The 15,309-nt window shown below is 61.0% G+C and carries 16 protein-coding genes; 7 read left to right on the forward strand and 9 right to left on the reverse strand.

What is annotated here, in order from left to right; translation table 11 throughout:
* Positions 1-57 precede the first annotated feature (57 nt).
* On the reverse strand, positions 58-948 hold the full coding sequence (locus J3485_RS27850) for a LysR family transcriptional regulator (RefSeq protein ID WP_206957824.1): 891 nt from the start codon (positions 946-948) through the stop codon (positions 58-60).
* Between the two features lie 189 nt (positions 949-1,137).
* On the opposite strand from J3485_RS27850, the gene J3485_RS27855 reads away from it, so the two are divergent.
* Positions 1,138-1,878 carry an SDR family NAD(P)-dependent oxidoreductase gene (locus J3485_RS27855; protein WP_206957826.1) on the forward strand — a complete coding sequence of 247 codons (741 nt, stop codon included), beginning with the start codon at positions 1,138-1,140 and terminating at the stop codon, positions 1,876-1,878.
* A gap of 68 nt (positions 1,879-1,946) precedes the next feature.
* On the opposite strand, the gene J3485_RS27860 is transcribed toward J3485_RS27855, so the two are convergent.
* On the reverse strand, positions 1,947-2,939 hold the full coding sequence (locus J3485_RS27860; RefSeq protein ID WP_206957828.1) for a zinc-dependent alcohol dehydrogenase family protein: 993 nt from the start codon (positions 2,937-2,939) through the stop codon (positions 1,947-1,949).
* Between the two features lie 152 nt (positions 2,940-3,091).
* Here J3485_RS27860 and J3485_RS27865 point away from each other — a divergent pair, with 152 nt between their 5' ends.
* Positions 3,092-3,463: a winged helix-turn-helix transcriptional regulator gene (locus J3485_RS27865; protein ID WP_242538957.1), complete on the forward strand. Its 372-nt coding sequence runs from the start codon at positions 3,092-3,094 to the stop codon at positions 3,461-3,463.
* Positions 3,464-3,495: 32 nt separating this feature from the next.
* On the opposite strand, the gene J3485_RS27870 is transcribed toward J3485_RS27865, so the two are convergent.
* Positions 3,496-3,783, reverse strand: coding sequence for a hypothetical protein (locus J3485_RS27870; RefSeq protein WP_206957830.1), 288 nt, complete (start codon positions 3,781-3,783; stop codon positions 3,496-3,498).
* A gap of 241 nt (positions 3,784-4,024) precedes the next feature.
* Here J3485_RS27870 and J3485_RS27875 point away from each other — a divergent pair, with 241 nt between their 5' ends.
* The 5 genes from J3485_RS27875 (at position 4,025) to ppnP (ending at position 9,349) form a co-directional block, all read left to right on the forward strand.
* Positions 4,025-4,909 (forward strand): LysR substrate-binding domain-containing protein, encoded by an 885-nt coding sequence (locus J3485_RS27875; protein WP_206957831.1) that lies wholly within the window; start codon positions 4,025-4,027, stop codon positions 4,907-4,909.
* Positions 4,910-5,094: 185 nt separating this feature from the next.
* Positions 5,095-6,483 carry an MFS transporter gene (locus J3485_RS27880; RefSeq protein ID WP_206957834.1) on the forward strand — a complete coding sequence of 463 codons (1,389 nt, stop codon included), beginning with the start codon at positions 5,095-5,097 and terminating at the stop codon, positions 6,481-6,483.
* Between the two features lie 40 nt (positions 6,484-6,523).
* Positions 6,524-7,864 (forward strand): glucarate dehydratase, encoded by a 1,341-nt coding sequence (gene gudD / locus J3485_RS27885; RefSeq protein ID WP_206957836.1) that lies wholly within the window; start codon positions 6,524-6,526, stop codon positions 7,862-7,864.
* Between the two features lie 53 nt (positions 7,865-7,917).
* Positions 7,918-8,835, forward strand: a complete 918-nt coding sequence (kdgD, locus tag J3485_RS27890; protein WP_206957838.1) for a 5-dehydro-4-deoxyglucarate dehydratase — start codon at positions 7,918-7,920, stop codon at positions 8,833-8,835.
* Between the two features lie 193 nt (positions 8,836-9,028).
* Positions 9,029-9,349: a pyrimidine/purine nucleoside phosphorylase gene (gene ppnP, locus J3485_RS27895; protein WP_206957840.1), complete on the forward strand. Its 321-nt coding sequence runs from the start codon at positions 9,029-9,031 to the stop codon at positions 9,347-9,349.
* Between the two features lie 908 nt (positions 9,350-10,257).
* Here ppnP and tauC read toward each other — a convergent pair.
* The 6 genes from tauC to J3485_RS27925 all read right to left on the reverse strand — a co-directional run bounded on the left by tauC (position 10,258) and on the right by J3485_RS27925 (position 15,259).
* Positions 10,258-11,133: a taurine ABC transporter permease TauC gene (gene tauC, locus J3485_RS27900; protein WP_206957842.1), complete on the reverse strand. Its 876-nt coding sequence runs from the start codon at positions 11,131-11,133 to the stop codon at positions 10,258-10,260.
* Entirely contained in the window at positions 11,130-11,915 is a 786-nt protein-coding gene (gene tauB, locus J3485_RS27905) for a taurine ABC transporter ATP-binding subunit (RefSeq protein ID WP_206957844.1), read from the reverse strand. The genes tauC and tauB overlap by 4 nt, the downstream gene beginning before the upstream one ends.
* Before the next feature lie 23 nt (positions 11,916-11,938).
* Positions 11,939-12,925: a taurine ABC transporter substrate-binding protein gene (gene tauA / locus J3485_RS27910; RefSeq protein WP_206957846.1), complete on the reverse strand. Its 987-nt coding sequence runs from the start codon at positions 12,923-12,925 to the stop codon at positions 11,939-11,941.
* 99 nt (positions 12,926-13,024) lie between these two features.
* Complete coding sequence (gene msuE / locus J3485_RS27915) at positions 13,025-13,600, reverse strand: FMN reductase (protein ID WP_206957848.1); 576 nt, start codon at positions 13,598-13,600, stop codon at positions 13,025-13,027.
* A 22-nt stretch (positions 13,601-13,622) separates the two neighbouring features.
* Complete coding sequence (locus J3485_RS27920) at positions 13,623-14,441, reverse strand: ATP-binding cassette domain-containing protein (RefSeq protein WP_374192472.1); 819 nt, start codon at positions 14,439-14,441, stop codon at positions 13,623-13,625.
* Positions 14,390-15,259 carry an ABC transporter permease subunit gene (locus J3485_RS27925; protein WP_206957850.1) on the reverse strand — a complete coding sequence of 290 codons (870 nt, stop codon included), beginning with the start codon at positions 15,257-15,259 and terminating at the stop codon, positions 14,390-14,392. The genes J3485_RS27920 and J3485_RS27925 overlap by 52 nt, the downstream gene beginning before the upstream one ends.
* Between the last annotated feature and the right edge of the window lie 50 nt (positions 15,260-15,309).

Below are 15,309 nucleotides of genomic sequence, written 5' to 3' on the forward strand. Positions count from 1 at the left end.
ACAACTACGCAAGCGGTCTACGTAGGATTACTTAGCTGCGCGATTCCTTTCGCTCTTTTAAAGCCGAGGCGGGAGTGCTGCGGCAAAAAACTCGGTTGCGCGACGAACGCGTGCAGGGACGAACCGCCTTCTTGGCCAGACGATGCTGACATCTCTGACGTCGCTTATGAATTCGTCGAGTACCGTGATCACGTCCGGATGCCGGAGTTCCTCGGCAAGAGAGACCTTCGCAAACAAACCGATTCCGACACCGGCCAGAACGCCTGCGCGGATCGTTTCGACACTGTTGGACGAAAGATTTCCGCGAACGGTTACGCTGAATCGACCTTCCGGTCCAACGAACGGCCAATTCGCCGACTCCATCAAGCCGCCGTATAAAAGGCAGTTGTGATCAGTGAGTTCGGCGGGCGTCTTCGGTATCCCGTGCTGCTCGAAGTAGCGACGAGAGCCGACGCAGACGAGCGGCGTGCGAGCCACGCGTCTGACGACCGCATCGGGATCGTCGACGGGGCCGACCCGAATCGCCAGATCGATCCGATCTTCCGTCATGTCTCGTATGAAGTCCGAAAGAACGAGGTCTACCTGAAGCCCGGGATTGCGCGACAACAGATCGGGTATGAGCGGAAGAACGTGAAGGCGGCCGAACGTGGCGGCTGCCGCGATTCGGATCAAGCCTGGAACATCCGTGGTACTGCTGGCCAGTTCGCCGTCGGCTTCATCCATCTCGTCCATGAGCGGCTTGATCCGATCGTAGTATCGCTGTCCTTGGTCGGTCAGCGTTACGCTGCGCGTGCTTCGGTTCAATAGCACGACGCCGAGGCGCTTCTCCAGCGCACCGATGGCCTTGCTGATAGCGGACTGCGAATCGCCGGTTCTACGCGCCGCGGCGGAAAAACCGCCGGCTTCGACAACGGCGACGAAGGCACTCAGTGCGTGAAATCTATCCATGGTCGTCCCTAACGGAATCAATCGTTTGCAAGGCCGCTTGATTGCCGGCGATTTCGGTACGACCTCGATCGGTCGTGCCCTCCCGCTTATTCCTATAAAGAATAGGTCTTATGGGAAGCTATGGGATTATCGCTCCGGGCGCCGGTAATTATCATCTTTCTGTCATTCACGATCAGACAGAGGAATTCAATGTCCACTCTCGCAGGCAAGACCGCCGTCATCAGCGGCGGCACGACCGGAATTGGTTTGGCGATCGCTCAGCGGTTTGTCGCCGAAGGCGCTCATGTGTTTATCTTCGGCCGTCGGCAAGCGCAGCTCGACGAAGCCGCCGAATCGATCGGACGCAACGTCACGGCTATTCGGGCCGACGCTTCGAACCTCGATGACCTCGATCGCGTCGCGGCCTCGGTCAGGGAAGAAAAGGGCGTCGTCGACATCGTCGTGTCGAACGCGGGCTTTACGGAGCAGGCTTCGATCGACACCATCACGCCTGAGCATTTCGACAAGGCATTCAATCTCATGGCCCGCGGCCCTGTCTTCATGGTGCAGAAGCTGCTGCCGTTGATGACGGGGAGTGGGTCGATCATTCTCGTTTCGTCGGCGATGCACCTCATGGGCATTCCGGGCCACACCGCCTATGCGGCGACCAAGGCGGCGTTGCGCTCTTATGCCCGCACGTGGGCTGCTGAATTCAAGGATCGCGGCATTCGCGTCAACATGCTCAGCCCTGGCGTAACCGACACGCCGATCCTCGACACTCAGTCGGCGACACGCGAGGATCTCGTGAAGATGTACCAGAGCATGGTGCCGATCGGTCGACTCGCGCGGGCCGAGGAGATTGCCGGTGCGGCGCTCTTCCTGGCCTCCGAGCAGAGTTCGTACGTGACGGGTGCAGATCTGATGGCCGACGGCGGTATTGGTCAGGTTTGAGATCTGAGCGTCGTCATCGACTGCTTGTCGAAACGGGGCGCTGCCGGCGGCAGCGCTCGCGGCGTGGCTTAGTCGACCGTAACGACGATCTTGCCGATTTGCTCGTTCGATTCGAGGAAGCGGGTTGCTTCGCGGATCTGATCGAATTGGAAGGTCCGCGAGATAAGCGGGGCGAGCGCGCCAGATTCCAGACCTTCGCTAATGAACGCCTTGGCGCGTGCGAGAAGAGCGTCGTTGCTCGTGATCTCGATGTAAAGATAGCCCTTGAAGGTAAGGCTCTTGCCTAGTAATGCGAACTGCGGGAAGGTTCCTTCGTCCGTGCTGAGTGCGCCGTATTCAAGAAGGATGCCGCCGAACGACATGCACTGTGCAAGCTGGGCTACCGCGGGGCCGCCGATTGGATCGAAAACGACGCGAGCACCCTTCCCATTCGTGATCTCCTTCACGCGTGCCGCGAGGTCTTCTTCCGACGTGGCAATCACATGGTGCGCCCCGGCATCGCGAAGCGGTTGAGCCTTCGCACTTGTTCGAGAGGTAGCGATAACGGTTGCGCCAACGCTTCGAGCGACTTGAATCGCGGCGATGCCAACACTGCTCGATGCCGCTGAGATGATCACGAAATCATCGGAATTCAATTTCGCTTGCGCAATCAGCGCACCCCACGCGGTGATGTACTGCATCCACGATGCAGCGGCTTGTTCATAAGTCAAACGCGCCGGGTGCTTGACGACATATTGGGCGGGAATGTTGATGAGTTCGCCGTAGGTGGGCCAGCGCGACATATCGAGTGTCGGAATGACACTGACAGCATCGCGTTCAGCAAGGCCCGTGACGTTTGCGCCCAGCGTCTTGACGACACCCGCCGCCTCGTAGCCAAGTTGAGACGGGAAGACCGCTTCTTGCAGATAGTGGCCAGTGCGGAACATAACCTCGGCACGATTGAGGCCGATGGCCTTCACGGTGATTTGAACTTCGTCTGCGCCAGGTGCGGGAACGTCCACGTCTTCAATACGCAGCACGTCTGCATCGCCATATTCATGAAAGCGGACAACACGAGTCATATATCGCTCCTTGGAGGGTAGCTCGGGCTGTGCTGCCGAGCGTTGACTCCATTGTTCGCATATGCGTTGTGCGGAGCAATACTACAATTTTTTACACATACTATACAAAAGGGTAGTGTAATGTGCTGCCTCGCTCTGCTCGAATCTTGGAGATGGTGATGCCGAAGCGTCGCAAATACGATGAAGTGCCGGCGTGCGCAATGGTCGCGACGCTCAACCTTATCAACGGTCGCTGGAAAGGTGTGATCCTCTACTACCTACAGACCAAAGGTACGTTGAGGTTCAATGAGTTGCACCGTCAACTGCCCGGCTGCACGCCGAGGCTACTCGTGAAGCAATTACGTGAACTCGAAGACGACGCGTTCATTACCCGCACTGTTTATCCTGTCGTGCCGCCCAAAGTCGAATATGCCTTGACGGACGAGGGGCGCACTATCGGTCCTATTCTTTTGCAGCTCAACGAGTGGGGAACGGGCTGGCTCGAGCGGCGGGGTTTGCGACCCAAAGCCGTCGACGCGGCGTAGTCAAACTGCCGAGTTGCCAGCCCCGATGGTGCTTATTGGCCTACCGGCGATTTCGTGGTCGGGGTCGCCAGCGTGTTGTTAGTTCCGTAGGCGGGGGCGGCCGGCATCGAGTTAGTGTCCGTGCTATTGGGCTGAGCCGAGTTCATCGACCCAGCGCCGCTGTCCGAGTTGGTGATGCCGGGCGTGCCGTAGCCGCTCGTTGCAGCGGCCGGCGACTTCGTGGTCGGGGTCGCCAGCGTGTTGTTGCTTTGTGCATAAACGCCGCCCGACAGCATGAGTGCGACGGCGGCCGCGATCAGTGTGCTGGTTGACTTGTTCATGATCCGCTCCTCCTTGGTTGGGCTGAAATTTCGACGCGAACGATTCTTTCGTATTTCGTCGTGCCATAAACCGACAACTCGAGATCGAGTCCGCGCCAGCTAACACCAAGCTTAGGAAAGCGGCCGCTGATAATTCAGTGCGTTGTTCGCAATGGTGAATTTCGATTTTCGGGTTAACCGGTTCCGAAATGCGCTATGTTGCTCACCTGCGTTTCGGATTCCACTCAAAAGCCGCTCCATCATGTTCGAGATCAGTCAACTCCGGTGCTTCGTGGCTGTTGCCGAAGAACTGCACTTCAGCCGCGCGGCCGAGCGCTTGAACATGACGCAGCCGCCGCTCAGCCGGCAAATCCGCCTGCTCGAGCATCAGATCGGCACGGCGCTGCTGGACCGCACGAGCCGTACTGTCAGGCTCACCGCCGCGGGTCGTTCGTTCTTTCAGGAAGCGGCGCGGATTCTTCGCCTCGCCGAGGAAGCGGCTTACACGGCCCGTCGCGTCGCGAAGGGCGAGACCGGCTTTCTGTCGATCGGCTTTACCGCCGCCTCCGGCTACGGCCTTTTGCCGAACCTCATACGCCTCGTGCATGAACACTCGCCGGGCGTTGCGTTGACACTCAAGGAGCTCGTGAGTCGCGATCAACTCAAGGCGCTCGAGTCGGGGCAACTCGACCTCGGGCTAATGCGTCCGCATGTCGACAGCGGCGAGCTCGAAACAGCCTTGCTCAGCAAGGAAGGGCTCGTACTCGCGATTCCCGAGCGGGAGGCCGCGAACTGGCCCGAGTATCCGGTTGCCGCGGACCTGCACGGCCGCGCGCTTCTGATGTACTCGCCCTACGAGGCCGATTACTTCTATCGCTTGATGCAGATGATTTTCGATCGCGCGGGCGTGGTGCCGGACATCGTCGAACATGTCGCGCAGATTCATACGATGCTGGCGCTCGTCCATGCGGGTATCGGCGCGGCATTGATACCGGCAACGGCAACGCGGCTGCGCTTCGAGGGCGTTGTATTGCGTAGGATCGAGACGGATCCGCCGCAGCCGGTCGAAACCATCTGCGCGTTCCGGCGCAACAACGACAACCCGATCCTCGAGATCGTCAAGACGCGGATTCTGCCGACTTTTTAGAACTCATGATTTTAGAACTCATGAGCACGCCACGCCGCCGATTCACTGCATTGATCCACAATTTGAATCGTTCGAGTCACTGGTTGATTTGATCCTGAATCCATCTCTTCCGACAATGCAACGGACAACAATGTCGGAGCCGCTCGTTGCCACGCTACGGGTACTTCGAATCGGAGGAGACGGAGATGGAACAGATACACGTGCCGACTGCGTCGAGTGCACCGACCGCGGCACCGACCGCGGCGATCGCCGGCAAGCTCGCATCCCGCACCCGCTGGGGCATTCTCGCGATGCTTTTCATCGTCACGACGGTCAACTACGCCGACCGCGCGACGCTCTCGATTGCCGGATCGGCGATTCGCAAGGCGATGGCGCTTTCGCCTGTCGAAATGGGCTACATTTTTTCGGCATTCGGATGGTCGTACGTGATCGCGCAGTTGCCCGGCGGCTGGCTGCTCGATCGGTTTGGTTCTCGGATCACTTATTTCTTCAGCATCCTGCTCTGGTCGGTCTTCACGCTGTTTCAGGGAGCAGTCGGTTTCCTGACCGGCGGTGCGGCAGTTGCTGCATTGTTCTTGCTGCGTCTCGTCGTCGGCGCGGCCGAAGCGCCTTCGTTCCCCGGCAATAGTCGGATTGCCGCCGCGTGGTTTCCATCCCATGAACGGGGTATGGCCGCTGCGATCTTCAACTCTGCGCAGTATTTTGCGACCGTGCTGTTTGCGCCGATCATGGGCTGGCTCGTGCACAACTACGGATGGCAGAGTGCATTCGTATTCATGGGGGCGATAGGTATCGTCTGTGCGTGTATCTGGCTCAGCGTCATCCACGGGCCAAAGGAGCATCCGCGCGTCAGCGAAAGCGAACTCAGGTATATCGAGGAAGGCGGCGCGCTCGTTGCGCTCGATGCGGGCCGCGGCATAGCGCAACCTAAGCAGGTCGAGACATGGGCTTGCGTCAAAGAGCTGCTTGGCAATCGCATGTTGCTCGGGGTGTATATCGGGCAGTACTGCATCACGACGCTCACCTACTTCTTTCTGACCTGGTTTCCGGTGTACCTCGTTCAGCAGCGCGGCATGACGATCCTCAAGGCCGGCGTCGTCGCATCGCTGCCGGCAATCTGCGGTTTCCTCGGCGGGATTGTCGGCGGCTGGCTGTCCGATCGCATGTCGACGTCGGGTCTCTCGCTGTCCGTTGCGCGCAAGACGCCGATCGTCGTAGGCATGCTGATGTCGATGAGCATGATTGCTTGCAGTTATATCCAAGCGAATACGTTGGTCATCATCGTGATGTCGCTCGCGTTTTTCGGTAAGGGTATCGGCGCGCTCGGCTGGGCCGTCGTGTCCGACACCTCGCCGCGCGAAGCGGCGGGCCTATCGGGCGGGCTCTTCAACACGTTCGGGAATGTCGCCGGTATTACGACGCCGATCGCGATCGGCTACATCGTGCAAGCAACCGGGTCGTTCGCGGGCGCACTCGTGTTCGTCAGCGCGAACGCGGCGATGGCCATCGTCAGCTACCTTTTCATCGTCGGCGAAATCAAACGCGTGCACCTCGTGAAATCGCTGGCGAAGTAAGCCGCGGCGTCGACTTTTCCTACTCAGCGGAGCTTTGAAGATGAATACGTTTCTTTCCGGCACGCCGATCGTGACGGACCTGCGGGTCATTCCGGTTGCAGGCCAGGACAGCATGCTGCTGAACCTAAGCGGCGCGCACGGCCCCTGGTTTACGCGAAACATCGTCATCGTGCAGGACAGCGCCGGCCGCACAGGTTTGGGCGAAGTGCCCGGCGGCGAGGCAATCAGAAAGACGCTCGACGATGCACGCGCGCTCGTCGTGGGTCAGCCGATCGGGCGCTACAACGAGGTGCTGAATGCGATGCAAGCCGCATTCGCCGACCGCGATGTGGGCGGCCGTGGCCTGCAGACCTTCGACCTGCGCACGACGATTCATGCGGTGACCGCGGTCGAATCGGCGCTGCTCGATCTGCTCGGCCAGTTCCTCGACGTGCCGGTTGCGGCGCTGCTCGGCACCGGGCAGCAGCGTGACGCGGTCGAGATGCTCGGCTATTTGTTTTACGTCGGCGATCGACGCAAGACGCCGCTCGACTATCGTGCGGAGCCCGATGCCGGCGATGCGTGGTTCCGCTTGCGCAACGAAGCTGCGCTCACGCCCGAGGCTGTGGTTCGGCTCGCGGAGGCCTCGCAGGCGCGCTACGGCTTCAATGACTTCAAGCTCAAGGGCGGTGTGCTGAGCGGCGAGGCGGAGATGGACGCGATCGTCGCGCTGCACGAGCGCTTTTCCGATGCGCGCGTCACGCTCGATCCGAACGGTGCGTGGTCACTCGCGCAGGCCGTGCGGCTGTGCCGCGACAAGCATGGCGTATTGGCGTACGCCGAAGACCCGTGCGGTGCCGAAGGCGGTTATTCGGGCCGCGAGGTCATGGCCGAATTCCGCCGCGCGACGGGTCTGCCGACCGCGACCAACATGGTTGCGACCGACTGGCGCCAAATGGCGCATTCGATCCAATTGCAATCAGTCGACATTCCACTTGCCGACCCGCACTTCTGGACGATGCAGGGTTCGGTGCGCGTGGCACAGCTTTGCCAGATGTTCGGACTCACATGGGGATCGCACTCGAACAATCACTTCGACATTTCGCTCGCGATGTTTACGCATGTCGGCGCGGCTGCGCCAGGCAGGGTGACCGCGATCGACACGCACTGGATTTGGCAGGACGGGCAGCGCTTGACGCGCGAGCCGCTGCAAATCGCAGGCGGCAAGATCTCGGTGCCGCAGAAACCGGGTCTCGGCATCGAAATCGATATGGACGCACTCGAAAAGGCACACGCGCTTTATCTGAAGCACGGCCTCGGCGCCCGTGACGACGCCGTCGCTATGCAATACCTGATTCCGAACTGGACATTCGACAACAAGCGTCCGTGCCTCGTACGCTGAACAGCACACGCTCTACTCCATACATTCACGGATTTCGTTGCAGGATCAAGATCATGACCACACCGCAAGAACTCAAGGCCATCATTTCCGAAGGACTCCTATCTTTTCCCGTTACCGACTTCGATGCCAATGGTGATTTTCAGGCGGATACCTACGCGGCTCGCCTCGAGTGGCTCGCCCCTTACGGTGCCAGCGCGCTGTTTGCTGCGGGCGGTACGGGGGAGTTCTTTTCGCTGACGAAAAGCGAATACTCGAACGTGATCCAAACGGCCACCGAAACGTGCAAGGGCAAAGTGCCGATTTTGGCCGGCGCGGGCGGCCCGACGCGCGTGGCGATCGAATATGCGCAGGAAGCGCAGCGCAAGGGTGCGCAGGGAATCTTGCTGATGCCGCATTACCTGACGGAGGCATCGCAAGAAGGTATCGCCGCACATGTCGAGCAGATCTGCAAGGCGGTGCCGACGATGGGGGTGATCGTCTATAACCGTGCGAACTCCAAGCTCAACGCCGATATGCTCGAGCCATTGGCGGATCGTTGCGAGAATCTAATCGGCTTCAAGGATGGCGTGGGCGAGATCGAGGCGATGGTGACGATTCGCCGACGGCTCGGTGATCGCTTTGCTTATCTCGGTGGGTTGCCTACGGCGGAAGTGTATGCGGCGGCGTACAAGGCACTTGGCGTGCCGGTGTACTCATCGGCTGTCTTCAACTTCATTCCGAAGACGGCAATGGCTTTCTATCGTGCGATCGCTTCTGATGATCACGCCGAGGCGGGCCGTTTAATCGATGAGTTTTTTCTTCCGTATCTCAAGATCCGCAATCGTCGCGCGGGTTATGCGGTGAGTATCGTGAAGGCCGGTGCGAAGTTGGTCGGCCGCGATGCGGGTCCTGTGCGCGCGCCGCTGACCGATTTGAACGACGAGGAATTGGCGCAGTTGGATGCGCTTATCAAGAAGCTGGGGCCGCAGTAAGTACGGTTGCATCGAGTCGCCGGCTTCCGATATCCGAGCCGTTGCGGTGTGACTCGGATGTCGGGTTGGGTTTGCGCAGTCGGTTTGGACCGACCGGCTTCGACAGCCGGTATGATGGCGGGCTTGCGCCGGGCTCAAAGCCCGCGCAGATCAAGCCCCCTTTACGACGATCCAAATCCAAAGGAAGACCGCCATGACGGCCGAAACGCAATTCGACCAAGTTTCCGTTATCAAACGAGCGAACGTCTACTTCGACGGCAAGTGCGTCTCGCACACCGTGCTCTTCGCCGACGGCTCGCGCAAGACGCTCGGCGTGATCCTGCCTGGCCTGCTGAACTTCGGCACCGATGCGCCGGAACTCATGGAAGTGCAGGCCGGCCAATGCCGTATCCGCATCGAAGGTAGCAATCAGTGGACGACGTATGGCGCGGGCGAGTCGTTCTCCGTGCCTGGCAAGAGCCGCTTCGATATCGAAGTGAGCGAAACGCTGGACTACGTTTGTAGTTATCTGTGAGGATGACGTGCCCGACGATACTTCAGAGGGTCACCGGTGGCGATAAGCGCGCGGGCAGCGTAGCGATCGGATTCGTTTCGTGCTGCTTGCGCCGCGCCGATGACATCCCTGGCTTGCACCTTCAGGATCATAGCCACCCGGGCTCGTACACCGGCGGTGTCAAACCCGTGTTTTCTCAGCCATGTGATGATGGTCGCACCCTGCAACCACGATGACGGCACGCCGTTGGGCAGCGTTGGCATAGTGGTGAACGCCAGCAACACCTCGAACTCCCGTCGAGGGCTTGCCAACACTTCTGCCCGCATCGCGTCGCAAAGCTGTGCCAGTGCGATTGGGCATCGTACAGGTAGACGATTAACTGAGCGAGCTAACGCAGCTCCGGCAACCGAATGATGCGTCCCGGGCGCGTGACCTTATCCTACCGCCGGTGTAATGCGAGCGCATGAAGAACACGACAGCGAATCCGACGAAGGAGAACGTCGCCAGCACGCGCGTGTCTGACCGCGACATCAGTTGGTCGACGACGGGCGCGAGGGCTCGCGGACGACGACCCGTTGCACCAGGCCGATCTGTCGACTAATATCGCGCAGGATTTGTCACTGAATCGTCCACTGAACATATGCCGCGCCCCGCGTGCGCGGTGTATGTTCAGGACTCCGAACGATGTCGCAGGTTGGACGAATCCGCGGTGGCACAAGGCTGCGGCCGCAACAGATAGTTTTGGTCAGATGAAAGGGTAAGCGTATGTCGAAGCGGTGGGTAACGAGGCTGGTGCTGGTAGGCGGTTTGCTCTTGTTGGCAGGCTGCAACACGGTGGCTGGAATGGGCCAGGACATCTCCGGCTCCGCCCGGGCCGTTCAACGAGCCATGTAAGCAGATGTAAAGAGTTCAACCGGATTTAACCGGATTCAGCCGCCTTTCCCGCTCCAGGGTACAAGGCGACGCTGAAGTGCCCGCAGTCCGAGTTCGAGCGCGACGGCGATGGCCGCTATCACCAGGATGCCGACGAGCACGACGTCGGTCGCAAGGTATTGCGAAGCGGACTGCACCATGAAGCCGAGGCCACGTGTGGCGGCAACGAGTTCGGCCGCCACGAGCGTCGACCAGCCGACGCCGAGGCCGATCCGTATCCCGGACAGAATATCGGGCAATGCATGAGGCAGCACGACGTGGCGGATCAGTTGTCGGCCGGTCGCGCCGAGCGCCTGGGCCGCGCGAATCTTCGCCGCATCGACGTGACGCACTCCATTGGCCGTGGAGATTGCGATCGGTGCGAAGATCGCGAGATAGATGAGCAGCACCTTCGCGAACTCTCCGATGCCGAACCAGATCACGATCAACGGTAAATAGGCAAGCGGCGGAATAGGCCGGTAAAACTCGATCAACGGATCGAGTACACCGCGCGCGATCCGGCTGCGGCCGATCAGCACGCCGGATGGAATGGCGGTCGCGGTTGCCGCCGCGAGCGCAAGCAGGATTCGCCGCAGGCTCGCCCAAAGATGCTGCCCGAGCGTCGCATCCATGTAGCCGCGCGTGCTCACGATCCAGAGCCGCTTCAGTACGTCGCCCGGAGAGGGCAGAAAGAGCGGCGGGATCCAACCGCTGCGGGTGGACAACCACCAAAAGAGCAAGAGCAGGGCGACAGTCGCCATGCTGATCGTCGACGGCGAAACAGCCGTTTCGCGTAAGCGGCGCGAACGTCGGAATGCTTGGTTTGCTGGAAGGACTTCTTCGCTTTCGTTATCGGTGAAGGCGCGCGGCGAATCGATCGAGATGCGGTTCATACGGTGCGCTCGCTGAGGCGTTCGGCAAAGACGCGTTCGAGAATATGCTCGCGCGTTGCGATGAATGATGGATCGGATTTGATCGAACGCGCGCTTTCGCCCTGAGCGTAGCGCCGCGCGAAATCGAGCGAGCGCCGCTCGATGATGCGGCCCGGATGCGCCGCCAAGAGGACGAGGTCGGTTGCGAGGAACGCGGCTTCTTCAATGTCGTGCGTGATGAGAAGCGCCGGCTTGCGGGTGCTCTGCCAGAGCTCGAGAAGCAACTCCTGCATTTGCTCGCGCGTAAACGCGTCGAGCGCGCCGAACGGCTCGTCGAGCAGCAACAGGCTCGGCTCGGCGGCCAGCGCTCGCGCAAGGCCGACGCGTTGCTTCTGCCCCCCCGACAGCGCCCACACGGGTCTACGCTCCAACCCTTCGAGCCCGACACGCGTGAGCCATTCGCTCGCGCGCCGTTCGCGCTTCTGCCGCGGTATGCCAGCGAGTTGCATGCCGAAGCCGACGTTGCTCAGCACGTCTTGCCACGGCAGCAGCACGTCATCCTGGAACACGATGCCGCGCTCGGCGCCGGGGCCTTCGATCGTCCGGCCGTCGAGCGTAATCGTTCCGCTCGCGGGCTTCGTGAAACCCGCCACGAGGTTGAGCAACGTCGTCTTGCCGCTGCCCGAGGGGCCGAGGATGACGAGCAGTCGATCCTCGGACAGGTCGAGCGAAATGTCTTGCAGCACGGGCTGTGCGGCGCCCGGGTAGTGCGCGGTCACGCGATCGAGCTTAAGCGATGCCATCGATGAAGCACTCCGGCGTTGCGTTACTGGCCCGTAGGCAGATAGCGTGTGCTGACATAAGGCGTGTAGTCGGCGAGCACGTCGTCGATCTTGCCCTGGTCCTTCAGAAAGCGCGAGGTGTTCGAGAGCGCGCTCACCGTCGGCGTGCCGAGCGTGCCGCGCTGCTGCGCGAGCGTCGGGAAATCGTTGCCTTCGAGGAGACCTGGGATATCGGACTTCTGCGCGCCCGTGATGCGTGCAACCGCATCGATATGGGCGGGATCGGCGAGCCACGCCTTCGGGTTGCGCTCATAGTCGGCGTATGCATGCAGCGTCGTGGCCGCAAACGCCTTCACGATATCGGGATGCTGCTCGGCGAAGTCTTTGCGCACCACCCAGACGTCGAATGTCGGCGAACCGAAGCGCCCCACTTCGCCGGACGTCACGAGTACCTTCCCGGTCTCCTTCGTCACGCCGAGTGCGGGGTCCCATACGTACGCGGCATCGATGTCGCCGCGCCGCCACGCAGCGCTGATTGCCGGCGGATTCAGGTTCAGGATCTGCACCTGCGACGGATCGATGTGCCAGTGCTTGAGCGCGGCGAGCAGCGAATAGTGGCTCGTCGAGACGAAGGGCGTGGCGATCTTTTTGCCGATCAGGTCGGCCGGCTTTGCGATGCCGGCACCGTCGCGCGTGACCAGTGCCTCGCTATTGATCAGTTTTGCCGCGATCAGGAATGTCTCGATGGGCACCTTGCGGCTTGCGGCCGCTGCGTCCGGGCTCGAGCCGAGATAGCCGAACTGCACGCTGCCCGAGGCGAGTGCGGCGACGACGGACGCACCGTCGTCGAACCTGCGCCAATCGATCTGGCTATGTGTGGCCTTTTCGTAGGCGCCGTCGGCTTGGGCGACGACGGCCGGAGAGACCGAGGTTTGATAGGCGACGGTGAAGTCGGCTGCTTGGGCACCGAGCGTGGTACCAGCGAATGCGGCGGAAACGATGAGACGACGAACGATCGGCAATGTGCGCATGGAGAGATTTCCCTTTTTTTAATGAATGCGTGAGCCGCGTCGCGGCGAGCGACGCGTGCGCGCGTGGTGACGGCAAAGTTCAGAGCAGATCCGTGCGGATTAGGCGGCAAGGCTGGCCAACGCGGCGCTGCGTCCTTCGCGCAGCCACGGTACGGCGCGTTGAGCCGCGAGCGCAACGCGGTCTTGCAGTGCCGCGCTCGTGACGGAATAGCCCGTGAAATCGCGCTCCGAAGCGTAGACGCCGATCGGCAGCGTGCGCGCCTGAAAGAAGCTGAAAAGCGGTCTCAATTGATGTTCGATGACGAGCGCATGACGTTCGCTGCCGCCGGTCGCGGCGAGGAGCACGGGAACGTCGATGAGCGCGTCTTGATGGACGAGATCGAACAGATGCTTGAAAAGCCCTGAAAACGAGGCGCGGAAGACGGGACTTGCGACGAGCAGTGCATCGGCGGTCTCGATTGCACGTAGATGCCCCTCCGCGTTCGCGGACAGTTGGCTTCGATAGGTTGCACGTCCGAGCTCGGGCGCGAGCTGTCCGAGTTCGATGAGATGGATATCGAGCGGCAGCACTTCGGCGAGGGCCGTCGAAAGTGCCTCGACGAGCGCGAGCGTGCGCGAAGGGCGCTGCAGCCCGCCCGATACGGCCACCAGTTTCAGCTTGGGTTCGTTGCTCATGGGTGAAGGTCCTATTACTGAGTCACTGGATCGCCGGGTGCAGTACGCGCTGCAACACGTTGTCCTCGATCGAAGCAAATGCCGCGGTGCCGCGGGCACGCGGTCGCGTGAGATCGACCTTGCGATCGAGTGCGATACGTCCGCGTTCGATCAGCAAGATCCGCCCTGCCAGCGCCACGGCTTCCTGCACGTCGTGCGTCACGAGCAAGGCGGTGAATCGATGCTCGTGCCAAAGCCGTTCGATCAACTGATGCATTTCGATGCGTGTGAGCGCATCGAGTGCACCAAGCGGCTCGTCGAGCAGCAGCAGATCGGGGCGATGCACGAGCGCTCGGGCAAGCGCGACGCGCTGCCGTTGTCCGCCCGAGAGCTGCGCGGGCCAATCGTGCTCGCGGCCGCTCAGGCCCACTTCGTTCAACGCTGCCCGTGCCTCGTTGCGCGCGGTATTCGGCAAGCCGAGCATCACGTTGCCCAGCACGCTTCTCCAAGGCAACAGACGTGCGTCCTGAAACATGATGCGCGTGCGTGGGGCCGTGCTCTGCTCGTCGTCGAGCGGTGCCGCGACGCGCTCGAGTTCGCCGGCGTCCGGTGTTTCGAGGCCGGCCACGAGGCGTAGCAACGTCGATTTTCCGCAGCCGCTGCGACCGATGATGGCAACGAAGCTGCCTTGTTCAATCGAGAGATCGATTCCGTCGAGCACGAGGCGTCCGCCATAACGCTTTGAAAGCGACTTGATCACGATTGCGGCGTCACTGGCGGCATCGATCGACGTCTCGTTCGTCGTCATGTTCATGCCTTCGCCTCCGTCAAGTCCAACGGACGTTTCACGGTCTTTTTCCATACCGATTCGAGACGACCGAGACGATCGCTGCGTGCACGCACCGCGCCGCCGTTGTACGCCGGATGCCATGGCAAGAGCCACTGTTCGAGGCCGTGCGCGAAGAGGTCGGCCAGCTTGCCGAGCAGCGCATAAAGCAGGACACCCACCACTACGACGTCCGTCTGCACGAACTCGCGGGCGTTCATCGTCATGTAACCGATGCCCGACTGCGCCGAGACCATTTCCGCGACGATGAGCATGCCCCACATCAATCCGAGCGAGAAGCGCACGCCCACGAGAATCGACGGCAGCGCCCCCGGCAGAATGACGTCGCGGTAAAGCGTCCATCTGCGCACGCCGTAGCTCTTGGCCATCTCGACGAGATTCGCGTCGACCGAGCGAATGCCGTGATACGTATTCACGTAGATCGGAAAGAACACGCCGAACGCGACGAGAAAGAGCTTCGCTTCTTCCTCGATTCCGAACCAGAGGATCACGAGTGGGATCATTGCGAGCGCCGGGACGTTGCGGATCATCTGAATCGTCGAATCGAGCGCGGTTTCCACCGGCTTGAAAAGACCGGTCCCGATGCCGAGCGCGAAGCCAATACCGCCGCCGACGGCAAATCCGCCCAATGCGCGCAACGCGCTGATCTTGACGTCGGCCGACAATTCACCGGTACGCATGAGGCTCCATGCGGCTTGCACCACGGCTAGCGGCTCGGGGAGAACGCGCGAGGAGAGCCAACCGAGGCGCGCGCTGAGTTCCCAACACACGAGCACGAGGGCCGGAACGATCCACGGTACGACGCGTTTTGCCAGCGCTGCTTCCTTCTTCATCTTGGCTCTCCTTTCATCTCGTTCAACGTGTAGGACTGCTAATCATCGTT

Source organism: Trinickia acidisoli, from assembly GCF_017315725.1.
In the GTDB taxonomy this organism is placed as follows: Bacteria; Pseudomonadota; Gammaproteobacteria; order Burkholderiales; family Burkholderiaceae; genus Trinickia; species Trinickia acidisoli.